The 25,464-nt window shown below is 39.2% G+C and carries 14 protein-coding genes and 1 other RNA gene; 6 read left to right on the forward strand and 9 right to left on the reverse strand.

Going from position 1 to position 25,464, the window contains the following annotated elements; all coding sequences use genetic code 11:
* From ABD000_RS07755 to ABD000_RS07780, 6 genes are all read right to left on the reverse strand, one after another.
* A partial coding sequence (locus ABD000_RS07755) for a hypothetical protein (protein WP_343765627.1) occupies positions 1 to 442 on the reverse strand: 442 nt, incomplete at its 3' end.
* 202 nt (positions 443 to 644) lie between these two features.
* Positions 645 to 1,112, reverse strand: a complete 468-nt coding sequence (locus tag ABD000_RS07760; protein WP_343765630.1) for a hypothetical protein — start codon at positions 1,110 to 1,112, stop codon at positions 645 to 647.
* A 257-nt stretch (positions 1,113 to 1,369) separates the two neighbouring features.
* Positions 1,370 to 2,467, reverse strand: coding sequence for an esterase-like activity of phytase family protein (locus tag ABD000_RS07765; RefSeq protein WP_343765633.1), 1,098 nt, complete (start codon positions 2,465 to 2,467; stop codon positions 1,370 to 1,372).
* 295 nt (positions 2,468 to 2,762) lie between these two features.
* A complete protein-coding gene (gene clpB / locus ABD000_RS07770) occupies positions 2,763 to 5,366 on the reverse strand; it encodes an ATP-dependent chaperone ClpB (protein ID WP_343765637.1) in 2,604 nt (867 codons plus the stop codon).
* 178 nt (positions 5,367 to 5,544) lie between these two features.
* Positions 5,545 to 8,052, reverse strand: a complete 2,508-nt coding sequence (locus ABD000_RS07775) for a DUF4397 domain-containing protein (RefSeq protein ID WP_343765639.1) — start codon at positions 8,050 to 8,052, stop codon at positions 5,545 to 5,547.
* A 176-nt stretch (positions 8,053 to 8,228) separates the two neighbouring features.
* Positions 8,229 to 11,183, reverse strand: a complete 2,955-nt coding sequence (locus tag ABD000_RS07780; protein WP_343765641.1) for a DUF4397 domain-containing protein — start codon at positions 11,181 to 11,183, stop codon at positions 8,229 to 8,231.
* 141 nt (positions 11,184 to 11,324) lie between these two features.
* On the opposite strand from ABD000_RS07780, the gene ytxJ reads away from it, so the two are divergent.
* Entirely contained in the window at positions 11,325 to 11,717 is a 393-nt protein-coding gene (gene ytxJ, locus ABD000_RS07785) for a bacillithiol system redox-active protein YtxJ (RefSeq protein WP_343765643.1), read from the forward strand.
* Here the strand turns inward: ytxJ and fahA are convergent.
* Positions 11,714 to 12,994, reverse strand: coding sequence for a fumarylacetoacetase (gene fahA / locus ABD000_RS07790; RefSeq protein WP_343765646.1), 1,281 nt, complete (start codon positions 12,992 to 12,994; stop codon positions 11,714 to 11,716). The genes ytxJ and fahA overlap by 4 nt on opposite strands.
* A 111-nt stretch (positions 12,995 to 13,105) precedes the next feature.
* Here fahA and glyA point away from each other — a divergent pair, with 111 nt between their 5' ends.
* On the forward strand, positions 13,106 to 14,395 hold the full coding sequence (gene glyA / locus ABD000_RS07795) for a serine hydroxymethyltransferase (RefSeq protein ID WP_343765649.1): 1,290 nt from the start codon (positions 13,106 to 13,108) through the stop codon (positions 14,393 to 14,395).
* Between the two features lie 108 nt (positions 14,396 to 14,503).
* On the opposite strand, the gene ABD000_RS07800 is transcribed toward glyA, so the two are convergent.
* Together ABD000_RS07800 and ABD000_RS07805 are read right to left on the reverse strand one after the other, a co-directional pair.
* Entirely contained in the window at positions 14,504 to 16,051 is a 1,548-nt protein-coding gene (locus ABD000_RS07800) for a hypothetical protein (RefSeq protein WP_343765652.1), read from the reverse strand.
* Between the two features lie 42 nt (positions 16,052 to 16,093).
* Complete coding sequence (locus tag ABD000_RS07805; RefSeq protein ID WP_343765654.1) at positions 16,094 to 17,137, reverse strand: glutaminyl-peptide cyclotransferase; 1,044 nt, start codon at positions 17,135 to 17,137, stop codon at positions 16,094 to 16,096.
* A 79-nt stretch (positions 17,138 to 17,216) separates the two neighbouring features.
* Here ABD000_RS07805 and ffs point away from each other — a divergent pair.
* The 4 genes from ffs to ABD000_RS07825 form a co-directional block, all read left to right on the forward strand.
* An RNA gene (gene ffs / locus ABD000_RS07810) (signal recognition particle sRNA small type) lies at positions 17,217 to 17,315 on the forward strand.
* Positions 17,316 to 17,476: 161 nt separating this feature from the next.
* Entirely contained in the window at positions 17,477 to 18,304 is an 828-nt protein-coding gene (locus tag ABD000_RS07815; protein ID WP_425545355.1) for an SDR family oxidoreductase, read from the forward strand.
* A 67-nt stretch (positions 18,305 to 18,371) separates the two neighbouring features.
* Complete coding sequence (gene fsa / locus ABD000_RS07820) at positions 18,372 to 19,028, forward strand: fructose-6-phosphate aldolase (RefSeq protein WP_343765656.1); 657 nt, start codon at positions 18,372 to 18,374, stop codon at positions 19,026 to 19,028.
* Between the two features lie 333 nt (positions 19,029 to 19,361).
* On the forward strand, positions 19,362 to 25,464 hold a 6,103-nt coding region (locus ABD000_RS07825), incomplete at its 3' end, for a beta strand repeat-containing protein (protein WP_425545356.1).

Below are 25,464 nucleotides of genomic sequence, written 5' to 3' on the forward strand. Positions count from 1 at the left end.
CATTTTCAATCATAATGTGTTCTTCTTTCATGGAAGCATGCTCTTTCATTAATAGATCATGCGTTTTGATCATTTGAGCTATCTGTACTTCCATTTCAGCAGTTGATTTTTCACCAAAACCTTTCTTTAGTTCTTTATGTGCAGCTATCATTTCATCATGCCCTTTCAATAGTGCATCATGTTTCTTTAAAATGACTTCGTGCTTAGCAATATCTTCTAGAAGTGTGGAGTCTTGAATCTTCATACCTTGTAGTTGAGTTTTAAAATCCTCATGCTTTTTTGACATCTGTGAGTGCACAGATTGGAATTGATTATGAACCTTAGATATACTATCGTGTTGACGTTGAAGTTGATCAAATTTTTGAGATAAATCTTTCTTTTCAGCATCATCACATGCGATAAATACAACGAAGAGAGATAGAATGGCTATGTATTTTTTCATGATTTTTAAATTTAGTTTCTTAAATTTAGTAAAAACTAGGATTACATGCTATAATGGTTTAATAAAATTGTTACAAACCAAAAAACCTTCACATCTTGTGAAGGTTTTTTCAATCCCAGTTTCTATTTTATAGGTTAAGTTCACGTTCCTTTTGCTTAAACAGCAATAAGGGGTAATACTTAGTGCGTCAACAGCAGTTCTATTACAAGCAGTTTCCATCTTGAAACACTGCACAGATTTTAGCTAATGTATTATCTTGGGGAGAACATTCTTTAGCAGGTAAGAACTTACTGCTCGCACCTCTTGTGGTACAGAATTGGGTATTATCGTTGATAGTTATGTTAGAGAAGTCGATGTAGGTATAGGTTTGGTTTACATAATCCTGCTCATCAATCTTAAGCATAAAGGTAGTAGGAGTGTCATTTTTAAATCCCTCTACTAAGTAAAAGAATGAATTATCATCATAATCTTTATAGGCAGATACAGAGGCTACCTCAGAGATGATGGGAGAGAAGTTTGTTTCAATAGTCATGTATAAGGCCATGTTATTGATATTTGTCATGTGCATGGCGTTAGCAGTTGTAGCTTCACTGTTAGAGTTTCCTTTAAAGGCAACAAGAGCAAGAGCGAAGGCGAAAACTAGAGCGGAGGTGTAAACAAACTTTTTCATAATAGTAGGATTTTGGTATTGTTATTTCGTATTGACAAGACAAACATACGACATAGAACACATGTGAACGACAAAATGCATATATATTTAACAATAAATTAACAAATATGACGTTTAAATCAATATTACTTAGTGATAAAAAGACAACTATTTTAATATTTAACTATTTAAAAATCAATAGTAAACACACATTAATGCCGATAAAAGGCGTATTAGTATGTATTTTGACGAAATAGGTGTCGTTTGACGATAAGCGATTAGTCAAGTATTTCTAACCAAAGTAACTGGTTGAGTTGTTTGCCTAGTGTATTAAAGTTATTATCCGCCACTAATAATAATGTTTGGTTTCCATTAGATAGGGTAGGTCCAAAGCAAATGCCTTCAATATTATCGATCACTCCCTCTTTTAATTGATCCTTTATCCAATTGAAATCAAACAGGATAGACTTCTTGGCGACTTTAAGATTTTTGGCTTTTTTCAAGGACGATATAGATAAGGTATTAGTGGCCTGAGTAGCGTCTACATTAAATATTCGAACTGTGTTTCCCTTAGATCCGTACCCGCTGCTGTAGCCGCGTTCTATAATGTAAAATTTATCAACCGCATATTCAATTAAGTCTGTGAGTCCATTTACCGCAAAAGCTTTCAAAGGCGTTTTTGCGATGGGTTCAAGCAAGTACGCAAATTGTTTGTTATTTAGATCATCGCCGGGATCAATGTATGTTATACGTACAGGTGAAAAACTTGGAGTAAGTTGGGGTTCTGGTCCATCTATGGTGAGCGGTAATTCCATCGCAACCCAAAATCCTTGGTCTTCCGGTTTTTTGGATAATCCTTCAAGTGTACCGTTATTTCTAGGTTTTGCAGAGCTATTAGCGCTAAAATAATCCGGTAGACTATACGATGTAATAAAATTACCTTCAGCATCAATTTTAGCAACAAAAGGATTCTTTTGCGTATTAATACTTCCTTCACTTGAGATTAGGTAGGAAGAAGAAACATGATCGTATCGAATACTTTCTAAATCAAGTTGTTGATCCTTAAAATATCCTGAAGATGTTTTCATATTTACCATCTTATCAATAAGAACGGTATCTATTGATTTACCCGAAAATTCAATTTGTATAGTAAAAAATCTGGGATTAGAGGAGTCATCAGATATGACAACATATTTATTTTGAGAAACAGGATCTATCCCTGATATGCCGCCAAATAGAGTTTCTTTAAATTTAAGATCCGGAGCAAAAATGTATTCATCCAGTAGTTTTAGCTGTTTTTGTGGGATGCTAGAGTGTTTTACACCACAAGAAATGCAGGTTAGGCTAATTATAAGGCGCAAAAAAATCCTATTCATTCCTCAAATGTAGGATAAATAGGATTTACACAAATAATAAGGTATTATTGATTGACTATTATTGCCGCAAAATGAGCAATAGTTACACTAAAAATTAATAGACTGTAATACAATAAAATTCGATTTCGTTTTACTTTTTTGATTGATTTCATGGTGATTTAGTTTTGATTGATATTAATATGACGATCTAAACGTCAACTTGTTACACCTTAGATAATATTCCAATAAAAACACCGAAGAATCTTATGATATCTCCGGTGTTTAATAACCCATCTAATTTACACCATATACGTCTTTAAACAATTGGATTTGTTACTACCTCATTTCTAAAAACCAATTGGCTATCAAATTCATCCAGTAAAATTATACTCTCTGTATTGATTTTTCCAGAAAGAATTTGTTTAGAAAGTTCATTGAGTACTCGTTTTTGAATCACTCTTTTCACCGGTCGTGCTCCAAATTGAGGGTCAAATCCTTCTTTAGATAAGTAAGAGATGGCCTGTGGGGTTGCATCTAGCGTTATACCTTGTTGCGCTAACATCTTACTCACCCCCTTAAGCTGATGCGAAACAATTTTGTGAATATCCTTTTCGCTTAGCGGAGTAAACATAATAATGTCATCAATTCGATTTAAAAATTCTGGTCTTACGCTTTGTTTCAACAAGCCTAAAACTTCTACTTTAGCACTTTCCATCGCAGTATCCACATCTTTTACAGCTTCAAACTTCTCCTGAATAATATGACTTCCCATATTGCTAGTCATAATGATAATGGCATTTTTGAAGTCGGCGAGACGCCCCTTGTTATCGGTAAGTCTACCCTCATCTAAAACCTGTAGTAGAATATTAAAAGTATCTGGGTGAGCTTTTTCTATTTCATCTAACAAGACAACGGAGTATGGTTTCCGTCGAACCGCTTCGGTTAATTGTCCACCTTCATCATATCCTACATATCCCGGGGGCGCACCTACAAGTCTGCTTACCGCATGACGTTCTTGATATTCACTCATATCAATACGCGTCATAGCATTTTCATCATTAAAGAGATACTCCGCCAATGCCTTAGCAAGTTCGGTTTTTCCTACCCCGGTTGTTCCTAAAAATAAAAAAGATCCTACCGGCTTCTTTTGATCTTGTAATCCCGCTCTGCTTCTACGTACAGCATCACTTACCGCTTCAATAGCTTCTTCTTGTCCGACCACGCGTTTGTGTAACTCTTCTTCAAGCTGAAGTAATTTTTCACGATCACTCTGTAGCATCTTGGTGACGGGTATGCCAGTCCATTTTGCAACAACTTCGGCAATATCTTCATAAGATACTTCTTCTTTAATCAATTTACTTTCGCTTTGTGCGGAAATCTCTTGCTGAAGGGTTTCAAGTTCTTGTTGAGCTTCTTTAATTTTACCGTACCGAAGCTCTGCTACTTTACCAAAATCACCTTCACGCTCTGCGCGATCTGCTTCAGCTTTATATTGTTCAATGTCAGTTTTCACTTGCTGAAGATTGTCAACAAGCGTTTTCTCACTTTGCCATTTTGCGTTTAGCGCATTTCGCTCTTCTTTGAGATTCGCCAGATCACTTTTTAAGATTTTTTGCTTGCTCTCATCATTTTCACGTTTAATTGCTTCAAGCTCAATTTCAAGCTGCATGATCTTGCGATCCAGTACATCCAATTCTTCGGGCTTGGAGTTGATTTCCATACGCAATTTAGAAGCCGCTTCATCCATAAGATCTATAGCCTTATCAGGCAAAAATCTAGTAGTAATGTAACGTTGAGACAGCTCTACCGCTCCGATAATGGCTTCATCCTTAATTCGAACTTTATGATGTGTTTCGTATTTTTCTTTAATTCCGCGTAGAATAGAGATCGCACTTTCAGTATCAGGCTCATCTACCACTACTTTTTGAAAACGGCGTTCCAACGCTTTGTCTTTTTCAAAATACTTTTGGTATTCATCTAACGTGGTTGCACCAATTGCTCTTAGTTCACCCCGGGCTAGGGCGGGTTTAAGAATATTGGCTGCATCCATAGCTCCTTGTCCGCCACCGGCACCCACAAGCGTATGAATTTCATCAATAAAGAGAACTATATTTCCATCGCTATCAGTGACTTCTTTAATAACGGCTTTTAGACGTTCTTCAAATTCTCCTTTGTACTTTGCTCCGGCGATAAGTGCTCCCATATCCAAGGAGTATATTTCTTTCTCTTTTAAATTTTCAGGAATATCACCATCCACAATACGATGCGCTAAACCTTCAGCAATTGCTGTTTTACCTACTCCTGGTTCACCTACAAGCATAGGATTATTTTTTGTTCTACGCGAGAGGATTTGAAGTATTCTTCTTATCTCTTCGTCTCTACCAATAACAGGATCAAGCTTTTGATCTCTGGCCAGCTGATTAAGATTTTTGGCATATTTATTTAGGGAATTATAGGTTTCTTCTGCACTTTGAGAAGTGACGTTGCCTCCTTTGCGTAATTCTTGAATAGCTGCTTCTAATCCTTTTTGAGTTACTCCCTGGTCCTTGAGTATTTGCCCTACAGTTCCGGTAGATTTAAAAATTGCCAACATAAGATGTTCAATGGAAACGTATTCATCGTTCATTTTCTTGGCACTAATATTGGCTTCATTAAAAGCTTTTGATGCTTCTCTAGAAAACATAATATCCCCACCTGAGACTTTTGGAAAACTCTCTAAATTCTTAGTAATTAATTGATCGAGTAGGGGAATATTAAGATTTAACTTCTTTAAGAGATAAGGTGCGACATTTTCATCCACAGCTAAAATAGCTTTAAATATATGCTCATTTTCTATTTGTTGATGACCCATCTCTTGCGCAAGCAATTGCGCTTGTTGAAGTACCTCTTGGGTTTTTATGGTTAAATTATTTGTGTTCATATCTTGAAATGTTTAAGTCAATTTTTTTAACACTATTTCAATAATTACACCGCTGTTAAACACCTGTTAAAATGTCTGAAATATTGTTCTAGCCAGTGACATTTTGACAGTATAAAAAAACCGCCCTCAAGATAATTGAGGACGGCTTTCCAATTTTAATTGGTTATTAAAAACTAATCTACCTTTTGATAATCTGATAGTTTCCTATTTGACCACCAATTGTAGCTCTTAGGATATAGTTTCCTGCACTGAGTTCAGAAATATCAAAGGAAGCCGTTGTACTTCCTGCTTTTTGCATAAACACGCGTTGTCCCAGTAAATTGAATATTTCAATTTGCTCTACATTATTTTGAGCTCTGATGTTCAACACATCATTAGCTGGAACAGGATATACACTTACACCTTCAATGGTATTTCCATTTATGCTTAATGGAGCAGTTGGTAGTGCGATGAGATTTCCTCCGATGGGTAGTGCCACCCATAGACCAAATTCTGGTTCTCCTGCATCTGGTGCTAAGAATCCACTTGCTAAAACGGTGATTGCTTCGCCTTCTTGACCTAATAATGCTAAAGGAGCAGAGAATGCCGCAACTTCAGTAGCGCCATCAGCCGTGGTTACACTCACAGTATAATCTGCTGTTGGTAAAGAAAGGTATCCCTGAAAATCTGTATAGCTAATATCGTCTACAATTATACCGGCAGGGATACTGGTTTCTACAATATCGACTGTTGGAGCATCAGGCGAACCATGATGAACTAGTACATCTGTGTTAGCAGGGTCAGTACCTGTTTCTCTGGCGCCGGCGTATACTTCTAAGCTAAATTCTTCGCCTGCGTCAGGATCAGTTACTACCCCGTCTGCTACGACAATGTATGTTTCACCAGAATCTAGTGTTGCAGTCAATTCAAAGATAGAATCACCAGAATCATCACTATCACCTGGAGCGACATCAATAGTTAATGGTACTCCTGCGGGAGCATCGATAAATGATGTTGCCGTTCTAAATTGGAAATCATCCAATAACAAATCATCGTTTAGATAAACATCAACTGTTTGTACATCTGGATCTGGTGAATTATGAATGACTTGCACTCGTGCAGGAGCAACAGCACAAGTTACATCTGCTTCCCAACCCGCTCTTGTAACACTACCATCAGAAGTAAATACAAACGTGAGTGATCCACTCGCATCAGATGATGTAAAGGAAAAGGGTACATTTGCTGATAGGTCACCAGTTAGTATATCCAGTTGAGGAGATCCAGCATCTGGACCATCATATACTATCAACTCGTCAAATCCGTTTTCAATATTGAAAGCTGTAAATGTTACTGTTACTAAATCACCAGCATTATCCGGAGTAATGATAGTAGTTAAATTTTCACTGTTTTGATAATCTGATCCTGGCCCTCCAGTATCGTAAAAATTACCTCCACAAGCCGGAGGTAAAAATCCTGTTTCAAAAGAAACAACTGTCGCACCAGAAATTCCTCCGGCATCACAGTCTGAACTAACGTAAGCGTCATAAGAAGAGACTTCACTTAACCCTGTTACCGTTACATTAGAAGTTCCTGTTGGAACATTCTCGGTGAAAACAGGAGTATCAATGTCTGGATCATCTCCACTGTTATATACTTCTACGACATATCCATTGACAGCATCAGCAGCATCGTCCCATTCCAGTTCGGCAGATATCCCTGCCTCACTAGCTACGATAAGATTGATAGGGTTTGCGCAAGTAACGTTGAAGGACAATTCAAAATCAAAATCAGCTTCGCTCCAGCGATCATCCCATTCTAAAAAAATTGATTGTCCGGCTTCTAACGATAATATTAGAGAAGAAGTAAGCCCTGTTCCGCCATCATCATCATTTCCAAGACAATTTAAATCGGTACATGAATCATATACTGATAAGCGTGTGTCTTGAGTTTGGCCATTAACGTCTGAGGTAATCGTCAGTTCACCTGTTTCAACTGCTGTAAACCTATACCATAAAGCATCTGTTCCGGAAGAGTAACATCCATCCACGGCTCCGCCATCTGTATTATCCATTCCCACTGCACTATTGATACCAAGTGTTGCCGTTGCAGCAAAACCACAGGTAGTGTTAGGTCCGGCAAGTGATCCTGATACCTCAATTAATGGATTGGCGTCTGGAAATCCTATTGAACTCGGAGTAACATAATCAGCAACACTACAATTAGTTGATCTCAAAAAAGATTCTGTAGTCTCAGTAGGTGTTCCGCCTATAAAAAAGTTGTTTCCAAGGGGTACAACTACTGCAACGGCGATCGATTGAGTACCTCCCGGTATGAGGATTGGTGTGTCAAAAACAAAGTCCACCGTAGTCTCTACCGTCGCGGCATCTACCGCAACCACTTGACTTCCAAGTAGGTTAGCCGTGTCAAATGTTCCTGGGAATCCTGCATCGGTAGCGTAAACATTTACGGTGATGGATGTTCCACTTCCATCTGTGGATTGTACTCCCACAGATCCTGACGTCAGATTAAAATCAGCAGATATACCATAATCTGCTAAAACAAAATTTCTAGCCCAATCGTTGTCTCCTCCAGGACATCCAACACTATTCGTTCCGGTAACATCTCCAGAATTTTGCGTTAGTGTTGTTTGGGCTATTCCAATTACGCCAGATAATAAGAGCGCAAAAACAAATGTAATTTTTTTCATAAAGTATAGGTTGCGTTAATAAGGGATGAATATAATATTTAAATTAGAAAGTCTAAAAATATTCGACAACTTCAAAAAATTATCGTCCAATGACATATTTCTATTAAATAACAAAAAACCGCCCTCAAGATAATTGAGGACGGCTTTCCAATTTTAATTGGTTATTAAAAACTAATCTACTTTTTGATAATCTGATAGTTTCCTATTTGACCACCAATTGTAGCTCTTAGGATATAGTTTCCTGCACTGAGTTCAGAAATATCAAAGGAAGCCGTTGTACTTCCTGCTTTTTGCATAAACACGCGTTGTCCCAGTAAATTGAATATTTCAATTTGCTCTACATTATTTTGAGCTCTGATGTTCAACACATCACTAGCAGGAACAGGATATACACTTACACCTTCAATGGTATTTCCATTAATACTCAACGGAGCAGTTGGTAATGCAATTAAGTTTCCTCCAGTTGCTAAAGCTACCCATAGACCAAATTCTGGTTCTCCTGCCTCTGGTGCTAAGAATCCGCTAGCTAAAACAGTGATTGCTGCTCCATCCTGACCTAAGGTCGCTAAAGGAGCAGAAAATGCTGCTACTTCGGTTGCACCATCAGCTGTGGTTACACTTACTGTATAATCTGCTGTTGGTAAAGAAAGATATCCCTGAAAATCTGTATAGCTAATATCGTCTACAATTATACCTGCAGGAACACTGGTTTCTACCACATCTACTGTAGGAGCATCAGGCGAACCATGATGAACTAATACATCTGTGTTAGCAGGGTCAGTACCTGTTTCTCTGGCACCGGTGAATACTTCTAAGCTAAACTCTTCACCTGCATCAGGATCAGTCACGACCCCATCTGCTACGATGATGTATGTTTCATCAGAATCTAGTGTTACAGTCAATTCAAAGATAGAATCACCAGAATCATCACTATCACCTGGAGCGACATCAATAGTCAATGGTACTCCTGCGGGAGCATCGATAAATGATGTTGCCGTTCTAAATTGGAAGTCATCCAACAATAAATCATCGTTTAGATAAACATCTACTGTTTGTGCATCTGGATCTGGTGAATTATGAATGACTTGCACTCGTGCAGGAGCAGCAGAACAGGTTATATCAGCTTCCCATCCCGGATTAGGAACAACTCCTGTAGAGGTAAACGAGAAGAATAATGAACCATCTGCAGCAACGGATGTGTATACCACTGGTGGATCACCGGCTGCAACATTAGGTACTTGTTGTAAATTTCCATCTCCTATATCTACGAATAACTGATCAAAAGCAGGTGGTCCATTATCAACAAATGTGAAGGTAGCTGTAACTATATCGCCTGCATTGTCAGGTAAAATAGTAATGTCATAATCTTCATTGTTATCAAAATCTCCATTTGGTCCACCTGTATCATAAAATTTACCTCCACAAGCTGGTGGTGGCGGTATAAGTGGTAGTTCTACTAAAGGTCCACCTTGAGCCAAGGCAACCCATAGGCCAAATTCTGCTCCGTCGCTATTTTGAGAGGGATCTAAAAATCCTGAGGCTAAGACAGTAATAGCAGCATCAGTAAGTCCTAACGTTGCTAATGGAGCCTCATAAGACGCTACTACAGTTGAGCCGTCTGCTGTGGTTACATCCAACACATAATCCGCTGTACCCAGTTCTAAGTATCCTTGAAACTCTGGGTAAGAAATATCATCTACAATAGTTCCTGCAGGGACACTGGTTTCAACCACATCAACGGTAGGAGCATCAGTAGAACCATGGTGTACTAAAACATCTGTATTTCCAGAACTTGCGGCGGCTTCTCTTGCCATTGCGAAGACCTCAAGCGAAAAGTCTTGATCTGGAGAGTAACCGGTATCACTAACTATTCCATCAGCCACAACAATATAGGTCTCGTCGGCATCCAATGTCACGTCTAACGTATAGATCGCATCACTAGATGAAGTACTATTACTTGGAGCTACTCCAAGAGTAAGTTGAACTCCCGCAGGTAATTCCACAAATGGTGAAGCAGTTCTAAATTCAAAATCATCAATAAGCAATACGTCATCTCCATATACGTCAACCACGGCAGCCGCAGCATCAGCTGAATTATGGATAATTTGAGCTCTTGCAGGAGTTGGACAAATTAAATCAAGTTCAAAGTTCCCTTCACTTGTTCCAAATCCTCCTACTAAAATGTAATATGTCGTTGCTCCATCAGAATTAAATGTTACTTCAGACTGTAAACCACAAAAGTCATCATTTACAGCAATTTCGTTAGCCAATGTAATGTCGTCGTATATTCTAATGCGTGAATCATAATCTGTCCCATCTCCACAAAGCGAAACAGTTATATCTTCAGGAAAACCTTGACCCGTATACGTGTAAAATACATCTGGTCCTGCACCGCCTGCGGTGTCATTCGCACCGACTATAGTTCCCGTGACATTTGCACCACAAGAGAGTGCAATGGCGCCATCAGGTTCGTCATTAGGAGCTAAATCACAGTCACCTGATAAAATCCAAACCCCATCGTAGGGTTGACCAGAGTTGGCATCACTTTGAGGAATCCAACCTCCACCAGAATCTTGTCCGTGAATAGCATTTCCATTAACAGAAGCATCAGTAACTTCCCAAAAAATGGCATTGCCAGAAACAGTAGGTGTACCAATTAATTCAACCCAGTAAGAAGCTCCTCCTACAAAGGTCTGTGGCGCGAAATCTAATGTTACTGCGCTAATATCAAACCCAAAGTTACTCCCAACCACGGTTTGATCTGTAGGGACTATACCTGTTACTGTACCGATTTGGGTTCCGGGGGATCCACCTGCATCGTCGTAAAATACGATGTCTACTGAAGAAATACCTCCCTGATTAAATAAGTTAACGATAATATTGTTTACATCAATATTATCTCCCGCTGCAACGCTAAAGTCATCTGCTTGTTGAAACTGACCACCAGCAGTAATGTTAAGACCATTTTGAAAAGCGTTGCTAAATTGTGACTGCCCGCAGTCGAACTCTGGCACACTTAAATTTGTAAAAATCTTCGGATTATTGTCTCCTAGAGACGAAATAGTTTGTTGCGCTCCAACACTAAAAATGGAGAAAACAACTACTACCATCCAGCATGTAATTTTTTTCATTTAATACGTTTTAAATTAATAAATTTGTTAAAGAGTAATAAATGTAAGGAATTAAAACTTAAAATTTCGGTAATTCGTTAATGTGTAAGTATTGATGTTAAGGAGATGATACATTTACACAATTTAACATTTTGTTTATTTATGGGAATATTTGATCGATTTAAAAGCCAACGCGATATTGCAAAAAAGGAACTCAAGAATGTTCCATGGCAAGAACTGAACAAACTTGATCAATTAAATGAAATTAAAAACAATTCTAAGGAGCGCCCTCAAGTGTTATTTAAACATTCCACCCGTTGCAGTATCAGCAGCATGGCATTAAGTAGATTTGAGCGAGAGTATGACGTAGAAGATAGTAAAGCCGATATCTATTATTTAGACTTAATCGTTCACAGGGATATCTCTAATGCTATTGCAGAAGAGTTCAACGTGCAGCATCAAAGTCCACAGGTGATCGTCTTAAAAGATAATGAAGTTGTATATACTGCTTCTCATAACGCCATTTCAGCAAAAGAGATAGAAGTAACTATCTAACGCTTATACACCGGGAGCAACTTTGTACTCACTTCTCCAAATCCTATGCGTACATCTTTGTTTTTTGAGAATCCCCTTAAAATGATAGTGTCGTGATCTTCTACAAATTTTCGGTCACCGCCTTCGTTGAGTTTTAAGGGTTTTTCACCACGCCAGGTGAGTTCCAACATAGAACCGTATGAATCCGGAGTCTTTCCAGAAATAGTTCCGCTACCTAATAAATCTCCAGAATTAACCGGGCAGCCATTTACCGTATGGTGTGCCAACTGCTGACTCATATTCCAATACATATATTTAAAGTTGGAATGACAAACCACAGTTTCTTTTTTTCCTTTGGGTTGGATCGCAACCTCAAGATTGATGTCAAAACTTTTCTTTCCGTTGAACTGTAGATAGGGTAGGAGCTCTTTTTTAGGCTTAGGACTTTCTGTCCTAAAGGGTTCTAAGGCATCCAGCGTGACAATCCACGGCGAGATTGAAGTTGCGAAATTTTTGGCTAAAAAAGGTCCTAGTGGCTGATATTCCCATTTTTGAATATCCCGTGCACTCCAATCATTCATCAATACTAAACCAAAAATATGTTCCTCGGCTTCTTCAATAGGAATAGGTTCTCCCATGGTATTAGCTGCTGTGGTAATAAAGGCCATTTCCAATTCAAAATCTACCAAGCGTGACGGACCAAAGATAGGATTCTCGGCCCCGGCGGGTAGTTTTTGTCCCTGCGGTCGGTGAATGGGAATTCCGCTAGGGATAATGGAGGAGCTTCGGCCATGGTAGGCAACTGGTAAGTGCAACCAATTTGGCATCAAAGCATTTTCCTTTCCTCTAAACATGGTTCCCACATTGGTGGCATGTTCAATACTTGCATAAAAATCAGTGTAATCCCCAATCAAAACAGGAAGCTGCATTTCAATTTCGTCCATTGTAAAAAGAACCGTCTTTCTGTGGTCCGCATTATCTCTTAGTTCAGCATTTTCAGCGTCAAAAATTTTAGCGATACGATTTCTCACTGCACGCCAGGTTTTGCGACCATCTGCAATAAAGTCATTGAGCGTATCCTGTAGAAAAATATCATCAGTCAAAGCAACACCTTCAAAATACCCTAATTGATGTAAAGCTCCTAAATCTATGGCGTAATCTCCAATTCTAGTACCAATGGTAATGATATCATCACGGGTTAAAAAGACTCCAAAGGGAATGTTTTGTATAGGAAAATCAGTGTCCTTTGGTGTTGATAACCAAGTGGTTCTCTTAGGATCATTAGCGAATTTTGGCATGATGATATGTTGATTTTTAGTGGATAATTAACGTATCAAATATATCATTTTACAATTATTAACCGAATGTCTTTCGTATTTTTGAGGAATAATTAACGACAATGCACTGCTATGCAAAAGGATACTGAAATTTTTGATTTAATTGAACAAGAACGTCAACGCCAAACCAATGGTTTAGAACTGATCGCTAGTGAAAATTACGCCAGTGAGCAGGTCATGGCAGCAGCGGGTTCTATTTTGACCAATAAATACGCCGAAGGGTACCCAGGAAAGCGATATTACGGTGGGTGTGAAGTAGTGGATCAAATTGAACAAATCGCTATTGATCGACTCAAAGAACTTTTTAATGCAGAATATGCCAACGTGCAACCGCACTCCGGTTCACAGGCTAACACAGCGGTGTATCATGCCTGCATAAAACCCGGAGACAAAATTTTAGGATTTGATTTAGCACATGGCGGACACCTAACACACGGTTCTCCGGTTAATTTTTCAGGTAAAATATATAAAGCAACATTTTATGGTGTAGCCCGCGAAACCGGAATGTTGAACTATGAGCGTATTCTTGAAATCGCTAAAAAGGAACGCCCCCAGTTGATCATTTCTGGTGCCTCTGCCTATTCACGTGAAATTGACTATTCTAAATTTAGAACCATTGCAGATGAAGTAGGTGCGATTCTATTAGCAGATATATCACATCCTGCCGGTTTAATCGCTAAAGGTTTATTGGCAGACCCTGTACCACACTGTGATATCATTACTTCGACCACACACAAAACCTTACGTGGACCACGAGGAGGGATTATCTTAATGGGTAAGAATTTTGATAATCCATTTGGGATTACCCTAAAAAGTGGAAAGCTTCGTAAAATGTCTGGATTGTTAGACAGTGGAGTATTCCCCGGGAATCAGGGAGGACCTCTAGAGCATATCATCGCAGCAAAAGCCATTGCGTTTAAAGAAGCCTTGAGCGATGAGTTCATGACGTACATGAAGCAAGTGCAAGCTAATGCAAAAGCAATGGCACAGGCATTTGTAGATCGCAAGTATGACGTAGTTTCTGGCGGAACAGACAATCATATGATGTTGATTGATCTAAGAAGTAAAAACGTTACCGGCAAGCAAGCCGAAGAGGCTTTAGGCAAAGCTGAAATCACCGTTAACAAAAACATGGTTCCATTTGACGAGCAGTCTCCTTTTATCACATCAGGTATACGCATTGGTACTGCGGCAATTACCACACGTGGTCTCAAAGAAGAAGATATGCACCACATCGTAGACTTGATTGATCGTGCGATAATGAACGTGAATCAGGAGGCTGTACTTACAGAAATCAAACACGAAGTGCATCAAATGATGGAACATTTACCCTTATTTGATGGCGACGGAGTTTTAGCTTAATTTTATGGGGGCTTTCCAACTTGTTGGGAACCGGGCTTTCAGCTATATACCCCAACTTGTTGGGGTGATGCCGCTTTAATCCCTGCCCCGGGCTGAAGAGATTTCATTTTAATCTTCGATAAATTCTATACTTTGGTACGCTCCGGCGTCACCAGGTAGTGTTCTATTTACACCCAAAATATCATCACCGACTGCAGTAGTCGTCACTGGATTTCCTATTTCCCTTGCAAAAGAGTCTAGCCCAATCTGTAACTTATTTTCTTGAGCATTTAAAAAATTGGGTAGTTCATTAAATACATTCTCTGTAAAAATAGACGGGTTATCAAAATCGTATAACGGATTATCTGCGAACTGATTATTGAAGTCATTAAACCGAATTAACGAATTTTCGAATACATAATTAAATGCGGTATCATTTCCAGAAGGTTCTATCCACAGTTCTAAATTTTCATTGCCATAAATAATGCAATTAGAAAAAGTAGCATTCAACTCTTCTGAAAATTCTGGAACCCCATCACTTAAAAACAGTGCCGGCGTATTTCTAAAGCTATTGTTCCAGTAATTGGCGATTGTACAGTGTTTAAAGTCATAAGTTCCGCCAAAGTTGATGCGCAGGCTGTTAATCCCGGCTTGATTGATCACTACATTTTCGGCCGATATGTTTGCCGTTTGTGCAAACAACCCAATGAGTGAACTATTATATATCTGAGTATTTTGGATAAGTAGAGTAGGATCATCTGTACCATCATTGCTATCCATTTGCAAAGAAACAGTTGCATTTTTTATAGTGGTATGATTAATTATGTGATCTGTGCTCCCTGCGGTGAGCCAAATGCCATACCATTGACCGGGAACCTCGCTAAACGCAGGTTCAAGGCGGTCTCCTTCAAAAATAATTTCATTTTCTAAGGCTTCCGGATCTGTGCTTAAGCTTCCGTTGAGGTGTAAGCTACCCTCATTTGCCACGATTATACCGCTATTTCTATGAAAGTTTACGCGGGCTCCAGCTTGAACCTCCAGTGTTTTATTCGGCGGTACAGCCGCAAATCCATAAATAACGTAGGGTTTTTCATTGGTAAAAATAAGTTCATCATCTTCCAGTAAAAACCCTTCAACAAAAACTCCTTCACCGGTATCGGGATCTTCTCCAATTTGTAGTAGTTCGATTTCGCCTGTGCTCTCGTCGATTACTTCGGGAAATAAAAATACTGCATCCTTGATCAGGGTTACTAACTCAACTTCTTGCTGATCGTTACCGCTATCAAACTGAATTTGATCGGTGTATAGAAATTCTACCGCATTTGCAGCCAGCTGATTAATATCTGCAGTAGTTTCAACAAAAATAAAAATACTGTCATTGGCGAGTATATCTATATTTTCAAAGGTTTTACCAGCTAATCCATCTACGTTGAGACGGTAGGCAGAGTTCTCGCCTTGCGCCAATCGTACTGATGGGATCGTAATATCATCATCACTGCGATTATATACTTTTAGATTGTATGTACTTGATCCTATATTAGAAAAAACGGTATCCAGATAAACGGTGTCTTTAGAAAACGAAAGCCGCCCCGCGCTGGGTTCTGTCTCAAAATCATTGCGGCATGAACTCCATAAGATAAGGAGGGAACAAAGACAAAGAGCATAGAGATAGCGCATGAATTAATATTTAGCTTATGATAAAACGCGAAAGATAGGAGATTATTTTTTTACGATTTCAACCTCAAACAGTTTATTCCAGTTTTTTCCTGTAACATACAAATGACCATTCATTGTATTATAGGCAATCCCATTAAGGTAATCTTGAGAAGTAGCGCTGGTTTTTTTACGTAAACTTCTAAAGTCAATAAGACCCTCAACTGCGCCGGTGGTTGGGTCAATAATCGCTATGCCATCTTTTTGCCAGGTATTGGCGTAGATTTTACCGTTCACCCATTCCAATTCGTTAAGTTTAGAAGAAATGCTTTTATGCGTCACAGTTTCAATATAGTCACGTTCCCTACCAGTGACAGGATCAAGTAACCATATTTTTGAGGTTCCGTCGCTCTTGTACAACACCTTTCCATCAGAACATAATCCCCATCCTTCTTTACTCTTATTGTAGGTAAAGCTTCCGGTTTGCTGGAGGTCTTCCGGATTAAAGAGGAGTCCAATTCCTTTTTGCCAAGTCAGTAAATGTAACGTAGAATCTACAATGGTTAAACCTTCAGCAAAAAGTGTATCTGCAATTTTGGTGGTTATAATTGCTTTTCCGTCAGAAATTGTAATTTTCTTCAAGACTGATTTGCCGTATAGCCCGGAGCTTTCAAACAATTCACCATTATAAAACTCCAGTCCTTGTGTAAATGAAGTAGGATCGTGCGGGTAGGTGTTTATAATATTAAAGGTATATGCCTTAGGTGGTGTAGCAGCATAAACAGTTACTTGAGCATTAATTTCTGCTTTTTCTTCACCAGAAAATACGGTAGCACTAAGAGTGCGTTTGCCCAATTTAGCACCTGCAAGTGAAGCTGAAATAGTTTCATTTGCCGTTGACCTACTTAAAATAGTCGTATCAAGTTTGTAAATGACAGAATCTATGATATGCTCCTTTTTGTTTTTAAGCCTAAGCTGAATCTCTTTAGTAGGATTTAAATTTTTAGGGTTTAGGATGTCAATCGAAACATCTTTAGAAAGGTTTTTTTCTCCGCAGCTCAAGAAAGAAAGCAGGATAAAAAAGAAAATGAGTAGGGTACGCAATTGCATATCATTTGTTTAGCCTACAAAGGTAAATATTAAACTCAAAATAGCTTTGCAAAGCAGGTAAAGATTGTATATTTGCACCGGGCAAGTCCTACACAACCAGCTCCTGTTGAATCCCCCAGGGCGGGAACGCAGCAAGGGTATACGGTCGTAGCGGTGTGATGTAGGTCGCTTGCCTTTTTTTTATATCCTGTACTGGAGCTTCGGGATGTTTCAGAATCTCTCAAAGCTATTTAAATCTCTCTACTTTTACTTATTTCAGCATTCTTCTCCAGTGTATTCTACATGTTCATGTTAATTAATTTTAGGTTTTTTTCTCTCGCTTTTGAGATTAACTTATAAATGATGCATTTTTGCACCATGCATACTTCACCTATTGTATTAATTACCGGCGCATCATCGGGCATTGGAAAAGCTTCCGCAGAACTCCTTTTTCAAAAGGGCTATACAGTTTATGGCACTAGCCGAAAAGAAATGAACTCGCCTGTAAACGGAGTGCATTTTCTTCCGCTTGACGTTACCGATTCAGCTTCGATTAAAAAGGTAGTTGAACAATTAATTGAAGCCGAAGGTCGCATTGACTATCTTATAAATAATGCCGGAATGGGAATCACCGGTGCTGTAGAAGAAATTCCGCTCACTGAAGCAAAGCGGGTCTTTGACACCAATTACTTTGGCGTGTTAGAACTTACCAATGAGGTGTTGCCACATATGCGCAAACAGCATAGCGGAATGATAATTCACATCACTTCAATTGCAGGGTATATGGGTTTGCCGTTTAGAGGAATATATTCGGCGAGTAAAGCCAGTCTTGAAATTACTGCAGAAGCCTATCGTATGGAGTTGAAGCCTTTCAATATAACAATGACCTGTATTGCACCCGGTGATGTAGCGACTAACATTGCCAATGGAAGATATCACGCGCCACGAAACGCTAATTCTCCTTATGCTGAAACTTACGGAAAAACACTTGCTATGATGGACGCTCATGTAGATACCGGGATGAGTCCACTAAAGATGGCAAAAGCAATAGCCAAGGTAATGAAGATCAAAGAGCCCAGACCTCATTATAAAGTAGGAGAACCACTACAAAAATTCTCTATTGTTCTAAAAAATGTACTTCCAGACACTTGGTATGAAAAATTGTTATTAAATCATCATAAGTTATAGTGCTGCAATTCTTTCTACCACTAAGATTTATTACTTTTGACATCAACTAAAATTTAAAAAACATCACATGAAATTTTTTATCGATACTGCCAATTTAGACCAAATTAAAGAAGCTCAGGATTTAGGAGTATTAGATGGTGTGACTACCAATCCTTCTCTAATGGCAAAAGAGGGTATTACTGGTCGTGAAAATATCATCAATCACTATAAGAAAATATGTGAGATTGTTGAAGGTGATGTAAGTGCAGAGGTGATCTCTACAGATTACGAGGGTATAATCAAAGAAGGGGAGGAGCTAGCCAAATTGCACGATCAAATAGTGGTCAAAGTACCTATGATTAAAGATGGGATCAAAGCGATCAAATATTTTAGTGATCAGGGAATTAAAACCAATTGTACACTCGTGTTTTCTGTCGGTCAGGCCTTATTGGCCGCTAAAGCAGGTGCAACCTACGTATCTCCTTTTATTGGCAGGTTAGATGATATTTCAAGCGATGGATTACAATTGATCAATGAGATTCGTCTTATTTATGATAACTATGCGTTTGAAACGCAGATCTTAGCTGCATCGGTTCGACATACCATGCACGTCATTGATTGTGCTAAAATAGGTGCAAATGTAATGACCGGACCCTTGTCTTCTATTCTAGGCCTCCTAAATCATCCTTTGACCGATAGCGGACTTGAAAAATTCCTCGCTGATTACCAAAAAGGAAATCAATAAATTAGAGTTTAAATCAATAAAAATTTTAACAATTTTGTTAATTGTCGAAATTACTAAAACGATTTCGACAGTTCTTATTTAAGAAGGTTTTTCATTTCATCCTTTTAAAATTGTTTTTAAACTAAAATTTTGCCGAATTGACTCTGATAATTGTTTTTCGTAATAAATTAGCCTACAAATACATAACACACTAACTATTCTGTAAAATTACAATTAGACGCTCTTATTTATCTCTTTATTTAAGATTGGATTTCTCACATCTTATTTAAAGAGGAGTTTCTTATTAGTATATGGTAGTAGGTGTGAGTTCATACCAACATTTATTGTCATTATATGAAACGTCAATTACCTTCTGTTCAACACCAATCTGGTTTCTCCTTTTTTATTATTGCTTTTTTTGTTTTTCTGGTTTCACACGGGCAAACAACCTATACAGTAACAAATACTAATAATGGTGGTGCCGGATCCCTTAGAAATGCAATCGCTCAGTCTAATGTGAATCCGGGAGCAGATATTATTGTATTTGATGCGAGTCTTGCAGGACAAACTATTTTTCTTACTTCAAATGATTTTGATGCAACGGTCGCCAGTCAAACTGTAGTTACGCGGTTATTAATTTCAGATGATTTGACAATTGATGGATCGAATGCACCCGGGATTACATTAAATGGTGGATGGAACGGTACTCTTGGTGGAGGTAATTCTACAGGAGCAAGAATATTAATGACTGATCTGGGTAATACGCCACAAACTATTATACTTAACAATCTCACGTTTACCAGAGGTAATGCTGGTCCCGAGAGTGGAGGTGCAGATCCTGGAGAACCAGCCGATAACGGTGGAGCTATTTATGTTGAATACACTGATTTCATTATAAATAATTGTACTTTTTTTGAAAATACAGCGAACGATGGAGGAGCTATAGAGGCAGAGGTAAGTACGGTCACCATAAATAACTCAACTCTTAATAATAATTTTGCCCGTGATGATGGAGGAGCTTTGGATATTGCTATAGGATCAACAGTTTCTATCAATAATTCCACAATAGCATTCAATATATCTGGATCAGGAGGTGCTACTAATACAACCAATACTGGTGGAGCTATGCGCATAGATGGTACGGCTGTATTAGATCACGTTACATTAGCATACAATGAAGGAGCAGCAGATGGTGTTATCGATCAAAATAATGGAAATACAACAACTTTAACCAATTCTCTCATTGTAGGGAATTCAAATTCAGGCGCTAATCCTGATATATGCTCAGGAGGTATTGTAGATGGTGGGAATAACTGGTCAGACCAGTCTGCATTGTGTACATCAACACCAACTGCCTTTAATAATGATACCACAGCCAATATTGCATTAGCAACAACACTTGCAAGTAATGGCGGTCCAACGCAAACACTTGAATTACCCTGTACATCTAGCGTAGTAAATGCAATTACGGGAGGTACTTGCGGTTCCACTGTAGGTGGAGTTGACCAACGCGGCGTATTAAGAGGTTTTTTAACCGAAAGTTGTGAACCGGGTGCGTTTGAAGCAATTTTTTGTAATACTAATTTTGATGGAGACGGATTTAATGACAGCGCAGATGATGATGATGATAATGATGGGATCGCAGATGTAGATGAAGCTCCGGGTGGGAATAATCCGCTAGGAGATGAGGACGGGGATGGTGTTCCTAACTTTTTTGATACCTCAGATGATGGAAATGCAGGTGATGGTTCAACAACAGACTATACTGATGCTGATGGTAATGGAATTCCAGATGTATATGATGTAGATGGTGATGGAAATCCTAATCATTTAGACTTAGACTCTGATGGTGATGGTCTTAATGATGTAGACGAAGCTGGTTTGGGAGCACAAGATACCGATGGAGATGGTGATATAGATTCTTCAGATACTGGTTTTAATGATGGTAATACTAATGGTCAGGCAGATGGCTCTGAGGGAAACGTCCCTACAAGTTCAGACGGAGATCCCGAACCTGATTTTCTTGACTTGGACTCAGATGGCGATGGTAATCCTGATAGTACTGATCCTAATCCAACTTCTCCGACTACAGCAGATGATAACGGTAGCACAGATCCAAATGTAAGTGTTATTATTAATGTATTAAATAATGATGATTTTCCGGCTAATAACGATCCTACGAATACAGGAATCACCACTATAAATGATACAGGAGCGGGTACGGCAAATGGTACTATTTCATTTAATCCTACCACTGGAGAACTAGACTATACTCCCACTTTTGCAGAAGCAGGCACAACAGTCACTGTTATTTACGAGGTATGTAATAATGAAAGTGGTGCTAATATCTGCCAAACAGCTACTGTTACGATAATAGTAAGTGACCCTGATACTGACGGCGATGGTAATTCTGATAGTACAGACCCAAATCCTGCCACACCGACTGCGGTAGATGATACTTCTGTTGGAATATTAGAAATCACAAATGAAATAGATATTCTTTCAAATGATGACTATTTGGACAACTTAGATCCAAATAATGTAGGAACAACCACAATAACCCAAACGGGAGGTACTGCCGGTGGGACAGTAGCTTTTGATGTAGACTCAGGAGCATTATTGTACACTCCTTTGGCATCAGAAGCTGGAACTTCGGTTACAGTGATTTACGAGGTTTGCAATGATGCCAGTGGTTCTTCAGTTTGCGATACAGCGACAGTAACCATTAACGTAGAAGGCGATATAGACGGGGATGGTATTGGTGATAGTGCAGATTTAGATAATGATAATGATGGTATCCCAGATATCGTTGAAAATCCTTGTGGTAGTGCTTTTACATTCAATATTGATTCTCAAGGCTGGTATACGATCAATAATAATAATAATGCTTCAGTAACTGCCAATCCAGCTTCTCACTCAACCGATGCAATAACGGCTAATGTGGGATGTGACATCACTCCGGTAGGACCAGCTAATACTAATACTTCTGGCACCAGCCCAACAGGTACAAATTATATCGTTGATGCAGATCCTAATGGAGGGAATATGTACCTGCGTAGTCCTGATTTTGGAGGACTTGATTATAGCGGACTTGTAGGAGGTTCTTTTGAGTACCAACATTACAACTACAGAGTTGGATTTACAGGCGATCCCAACTGGAATACTAACCCCAGTATTTTTATTGGATTTTACGATACTAATGGTAACGCGGTAACTTCCCAGCGACCAGTAACTGCTGCAGAGTTTACTAATTGGGAAAATGGTATCTGGAATACTTTTAATATCTCAATAGATGACGCAACTTTTAGTGGTAACGCGGCTGATTTAATCAACGTACTTTCTGATTTAAATTACATTAGTATTCGTATTGAGTTTATCAATGGCGGTAATACTGGCAATTGTGCCGATGTTGAATATTACGCACTTGACAATATTATTTTCACCGGTGGAGGATCTTGTGATAATGATACAGATGATGACGGAGTTCCAGATTATTTAGACTTGGACTCTGATAATGACGGAATATATGATGTAGTTGAAGCTGGTTTTGGTGGATTAGATACCAATCAAGACGGAACAATCTCAAATGCTGAAAGTGCCGATGCCGATGGTGATGGCCAGGCAGATGCCACCGAAGGAACATTACCTACTGATACCGGAAACGACGGAAGCTTTGACTTCCAAAATGTAGATAGTGATGGTGATGGATGTAGTGATGCAAATGAAGCGTATGATGATAACAATGCAGATGGAGGTGATGGAGGACAGTTTGGTGCCGGGGATCCTGCTACAGTTAATGGGAATGGCTTAGTGACCGAAACCGGGGTAGATTATACTACAGGTACAAACGCCAATGTTACCGATAGCTCTATTTTCACGGCTTGTGATACAGATACAGATGGAGACGGTAATCCTGATATCATCGACCCTAATCCTGCGATTCCTACAGCGAATGATGACACAGGAACAGCAATCGTGGGTGTTGAGAATGTTATCGATATATTAGGGAATGATGATTATTTACCAAATGATAATCCTAATAATTTACCATTAACAAGTATTACACAAACTGGTGGTACCGCTACGGGTACTGTAGTATTTGATGCAGCTACAGGAGCACTTATTTACACTCCTACTGCAGCTGAAGCAGCAACTACGGTTACTGTCGAGTATGAAGTATGTAATAATAGTAGTGGAGCAGCAGTCTGTGAAACAGCAACAGTTACTATTACTGTTGGAAATGATAATGATGGTGATGGTATTGGTGATGAAGCCGATTTGGATGATGATAATGATGGTATAGCAGATATTATAGAAAATCCATGTGGAACTACATTTACCTTTGATATTGATTCACAAGGATGGTATACATTAAATGATAATAACACCGCAGAAATTTCTTCAGATCCTGCTTCTCATTCAACAGATGGCACAACTGCTAATGTAGGTTGTCCAATTGATATTACGGGTCCTGCCAATCTAAATATAGCAGGTGCTAGTCCAACAGGTACAAATTATATGGTGGATTCAGATCCTTCAGGTGGAAGCATGTTTGCGCGTAGCCCCGCATTAGGTGGGCTGGATTTTAGTGATTTATTAAATGGAACATTCAGATATGATCACTACAACTATCGTGTTGGTCAAACAGGTAATCCGGGATGGTTGCCTCAAAACCTTAGTGTAGCTAATTCCGCTAGTGTTAGAGTATTTTTCTATAATACAGCTGGTGATGTTGTTTTGTCTGAGCGAGTTTTAACCAATGCTGAATTAACCAACCTTGAAAATGGTAATTGGAATACGATTATAATCGATATTAACGACGCATCTTTTTCAGGATCTCTGGCAGATCTTCAAAATGTATTAGCAGATCTTAATGAGATTAGTATAAAAGTGGAGAATATTTCCTCTGGAATAAATTCATGCCCAACAGGAGAATACTATGCTTTGGATAATATTCAATTTGCACCCTCTGCTGCGGGTGTATGTGATAACGATACTGATGATGATGGAGTTCCGGATTATTTGGATTTGGATTCTGATAATGATGGAATTTATGATGTAGTCGAAGCCGGTTTTGGTGGATTAGATACCAATCAAGACGGAACAATCTCAAATGCTGAAAGTGCTGATGCTGATGGAAACGGTCAGGCAGATGCAACCGAAGGTACGTTACCCATCGATACAGGAAGCGACGGAAGTTTTGACTTCCAGAATTTAGATAGTGACGGCGATGGATGTAGTGATGCGAATGAGGCTTACGATGATAATAATGCAGATGGCGGTGACGGCGGTCAATTTGGTGCGGGTGATCCGGCCACAGTAGATGGAGATGGACTGGTAACCGAAACGGGTGTGGATTACACCTTAGGTACTAATGCTAATGTAACCGATGCTTCAGTTAGTACAGCGTGTGCCTCTTCAGATCTTTCATTAACTAAATCTGTAGCCTTTGCAGCGGGTGGAGATAATGATTCGAGTGGAGATTTCTCCCCTGGTGATGAACTTACGTTCACGGTTTCTATTGCTAACGCCGGTCCAGATGATGCTACGGGAGTTGGAGTAGGAGATATCGTTCAGTCAGGATATTCTACAATTACCAATATTAGTAACGCTGGAGTTTTAGCAGGTACTACCATAAATTGGACGGGATTATCTGTTACCGCAAGCGGAAGCCTAGACTTGACTTATAATGTAATCGTTCAGTCTACTGGAAGTTATGAAAACATCGCAGAAATTACGGCGAGTGATCAAACCGATCCTGATAGTACACCAGATCCTACCGTTGATACTGATACGCCGACTGAAGATGATGAAGTTAGCTTTACACCTGCGATTGTTATAGATACAGACGGTGATGGTAATCCAAATACCTCAGATCCAAATCCAACTGTGCCAACAGCAGTGGATGATAATGCTACGGCTGATCCCGGAGTAGCTGAGACGATAGATATCTTAGGCAATGATGATTACCTGGATAACTTAGATCCAAACAATCAGGGAACGACTACAATTACGCAAACAGGCGGAACAGCAGGTGGAACGGTTAGCTTTGATACTGATACGGGCGAGTTGACGTATACCCCAACTGCAGGAGAGGCAGGAACTACCGTTACAGTAATCTATGAAGTATGTAATGATGCAAGTGGTAGTGCTGTATGTGATACTGCTACGGTCACTATTGTTGTAGGTAATCCAGACACAGATGGTGATGGTAATCCAGACGGAACCGACCCAAATCCAACTGTGCCAACAGCAGTGGATGACAATGCTACGGCTGATCCCGGAGTAGCTGAGACGATAGATATCTTAGGCAATGATGATTACCTGGATAACTTAGATCCAAACAATCAGGGAACAACTACAATTACGCAAACAGGCGGTACAGCAGGTGGAACGGTTAGCTTTGATGCTGATACGGGCGAGTTGACGTATACTCCAACTGTAGGAGAAGCAGGAA

The sequence above is a fragment of the Gangjinia marincola genome (assembly GCF_039523415.1).
Taxonomy (GTDB): domain Bacteria; phylum Bacteroidota; class Bacteroidia; order Flavobacteriales; family Flavobacteriaceae; genus Gangjinia; species Gangjinia marincola.

Coding starts and splice junctions, on each gene's coding strand:
- ABD000_RS07760 (WP_343765630.1), bottom strand. CDS start 1,112: ATGAAAAAGTTTGTTTACACCTCCGCTCTAGTTTTCGCCTTCGCTCTT.
- ABD000_RS07765 (WP_343765633.1), bottom strand. CDS start 2,467: ATGAATAGGATTTTTTTGCGCCTTATAATTAGCCTAACCTGCATTTCT.
- clpB (WP_343765637.1), bottom strand. CDS start 5,366: ATGAACACAAATAATTTAACCATAAAAACCCAAGAGGTACTTCAACAA.
- ABD000_RS07775 (WP_343765639.1), bottom strand. CDS start 8,052: ATGAAAAAAATTACATTTGTTTTTGCGCTCTTATTATCTGGCGTAATT.
- ABD000_RS07780 (WP_343765641.1), bottom strand. CDS start 11,183: ATGAAAAAAATTACATGCTGGATGGTAGTAGTTGTTTTCTCCATTTTT.
- ytxJ (WP_343765643.1), top strand. CDS start 11,325: ATGGGAATATTTGATCGATTTAAAAGCCAACGCGATATTGCAAAAAAG.
- fahA (WP_343765646.1), bottom strand. CDS start 12,994: ATGCCAAAATTCGCTAATGATCCTAAGAGAACCACTTGGTTATCAACA.
- glyA (WP_343765649.1), top strand. CDS start 13,106: ATGCAAAAGGATACTGAAATTTTTGATTTAATTGAACAAGAACGTCAA.
- ABD000_RS07800 (WP_343765652.1), bottom strand. CDS start 16,051: ATGCGCTATCTCTATGCTCTTTGTCTTTGTTCCCTCCTTATCTTATGG.
- ABD000_RS07805 (WP_343765654.1), bottom strand. CDS start 17,137: ATGCAATTGCGTACCCTACTCATTTTCTTTTTTATCCTGCTTTCTTTC.
- ABD000_RS07815 (WP_425545355.1), top strand. CDS start 17,477: ATGATGCATTTTTGCACCATGCATACTTCACCTATTGTATTAATTACC.
- fsa (WP_343765656.1), top strand. CDS start 18,372: ATGAAATTTTTTATCGATACTGCCAATTTAGACCAAATTAAAGAAGCT.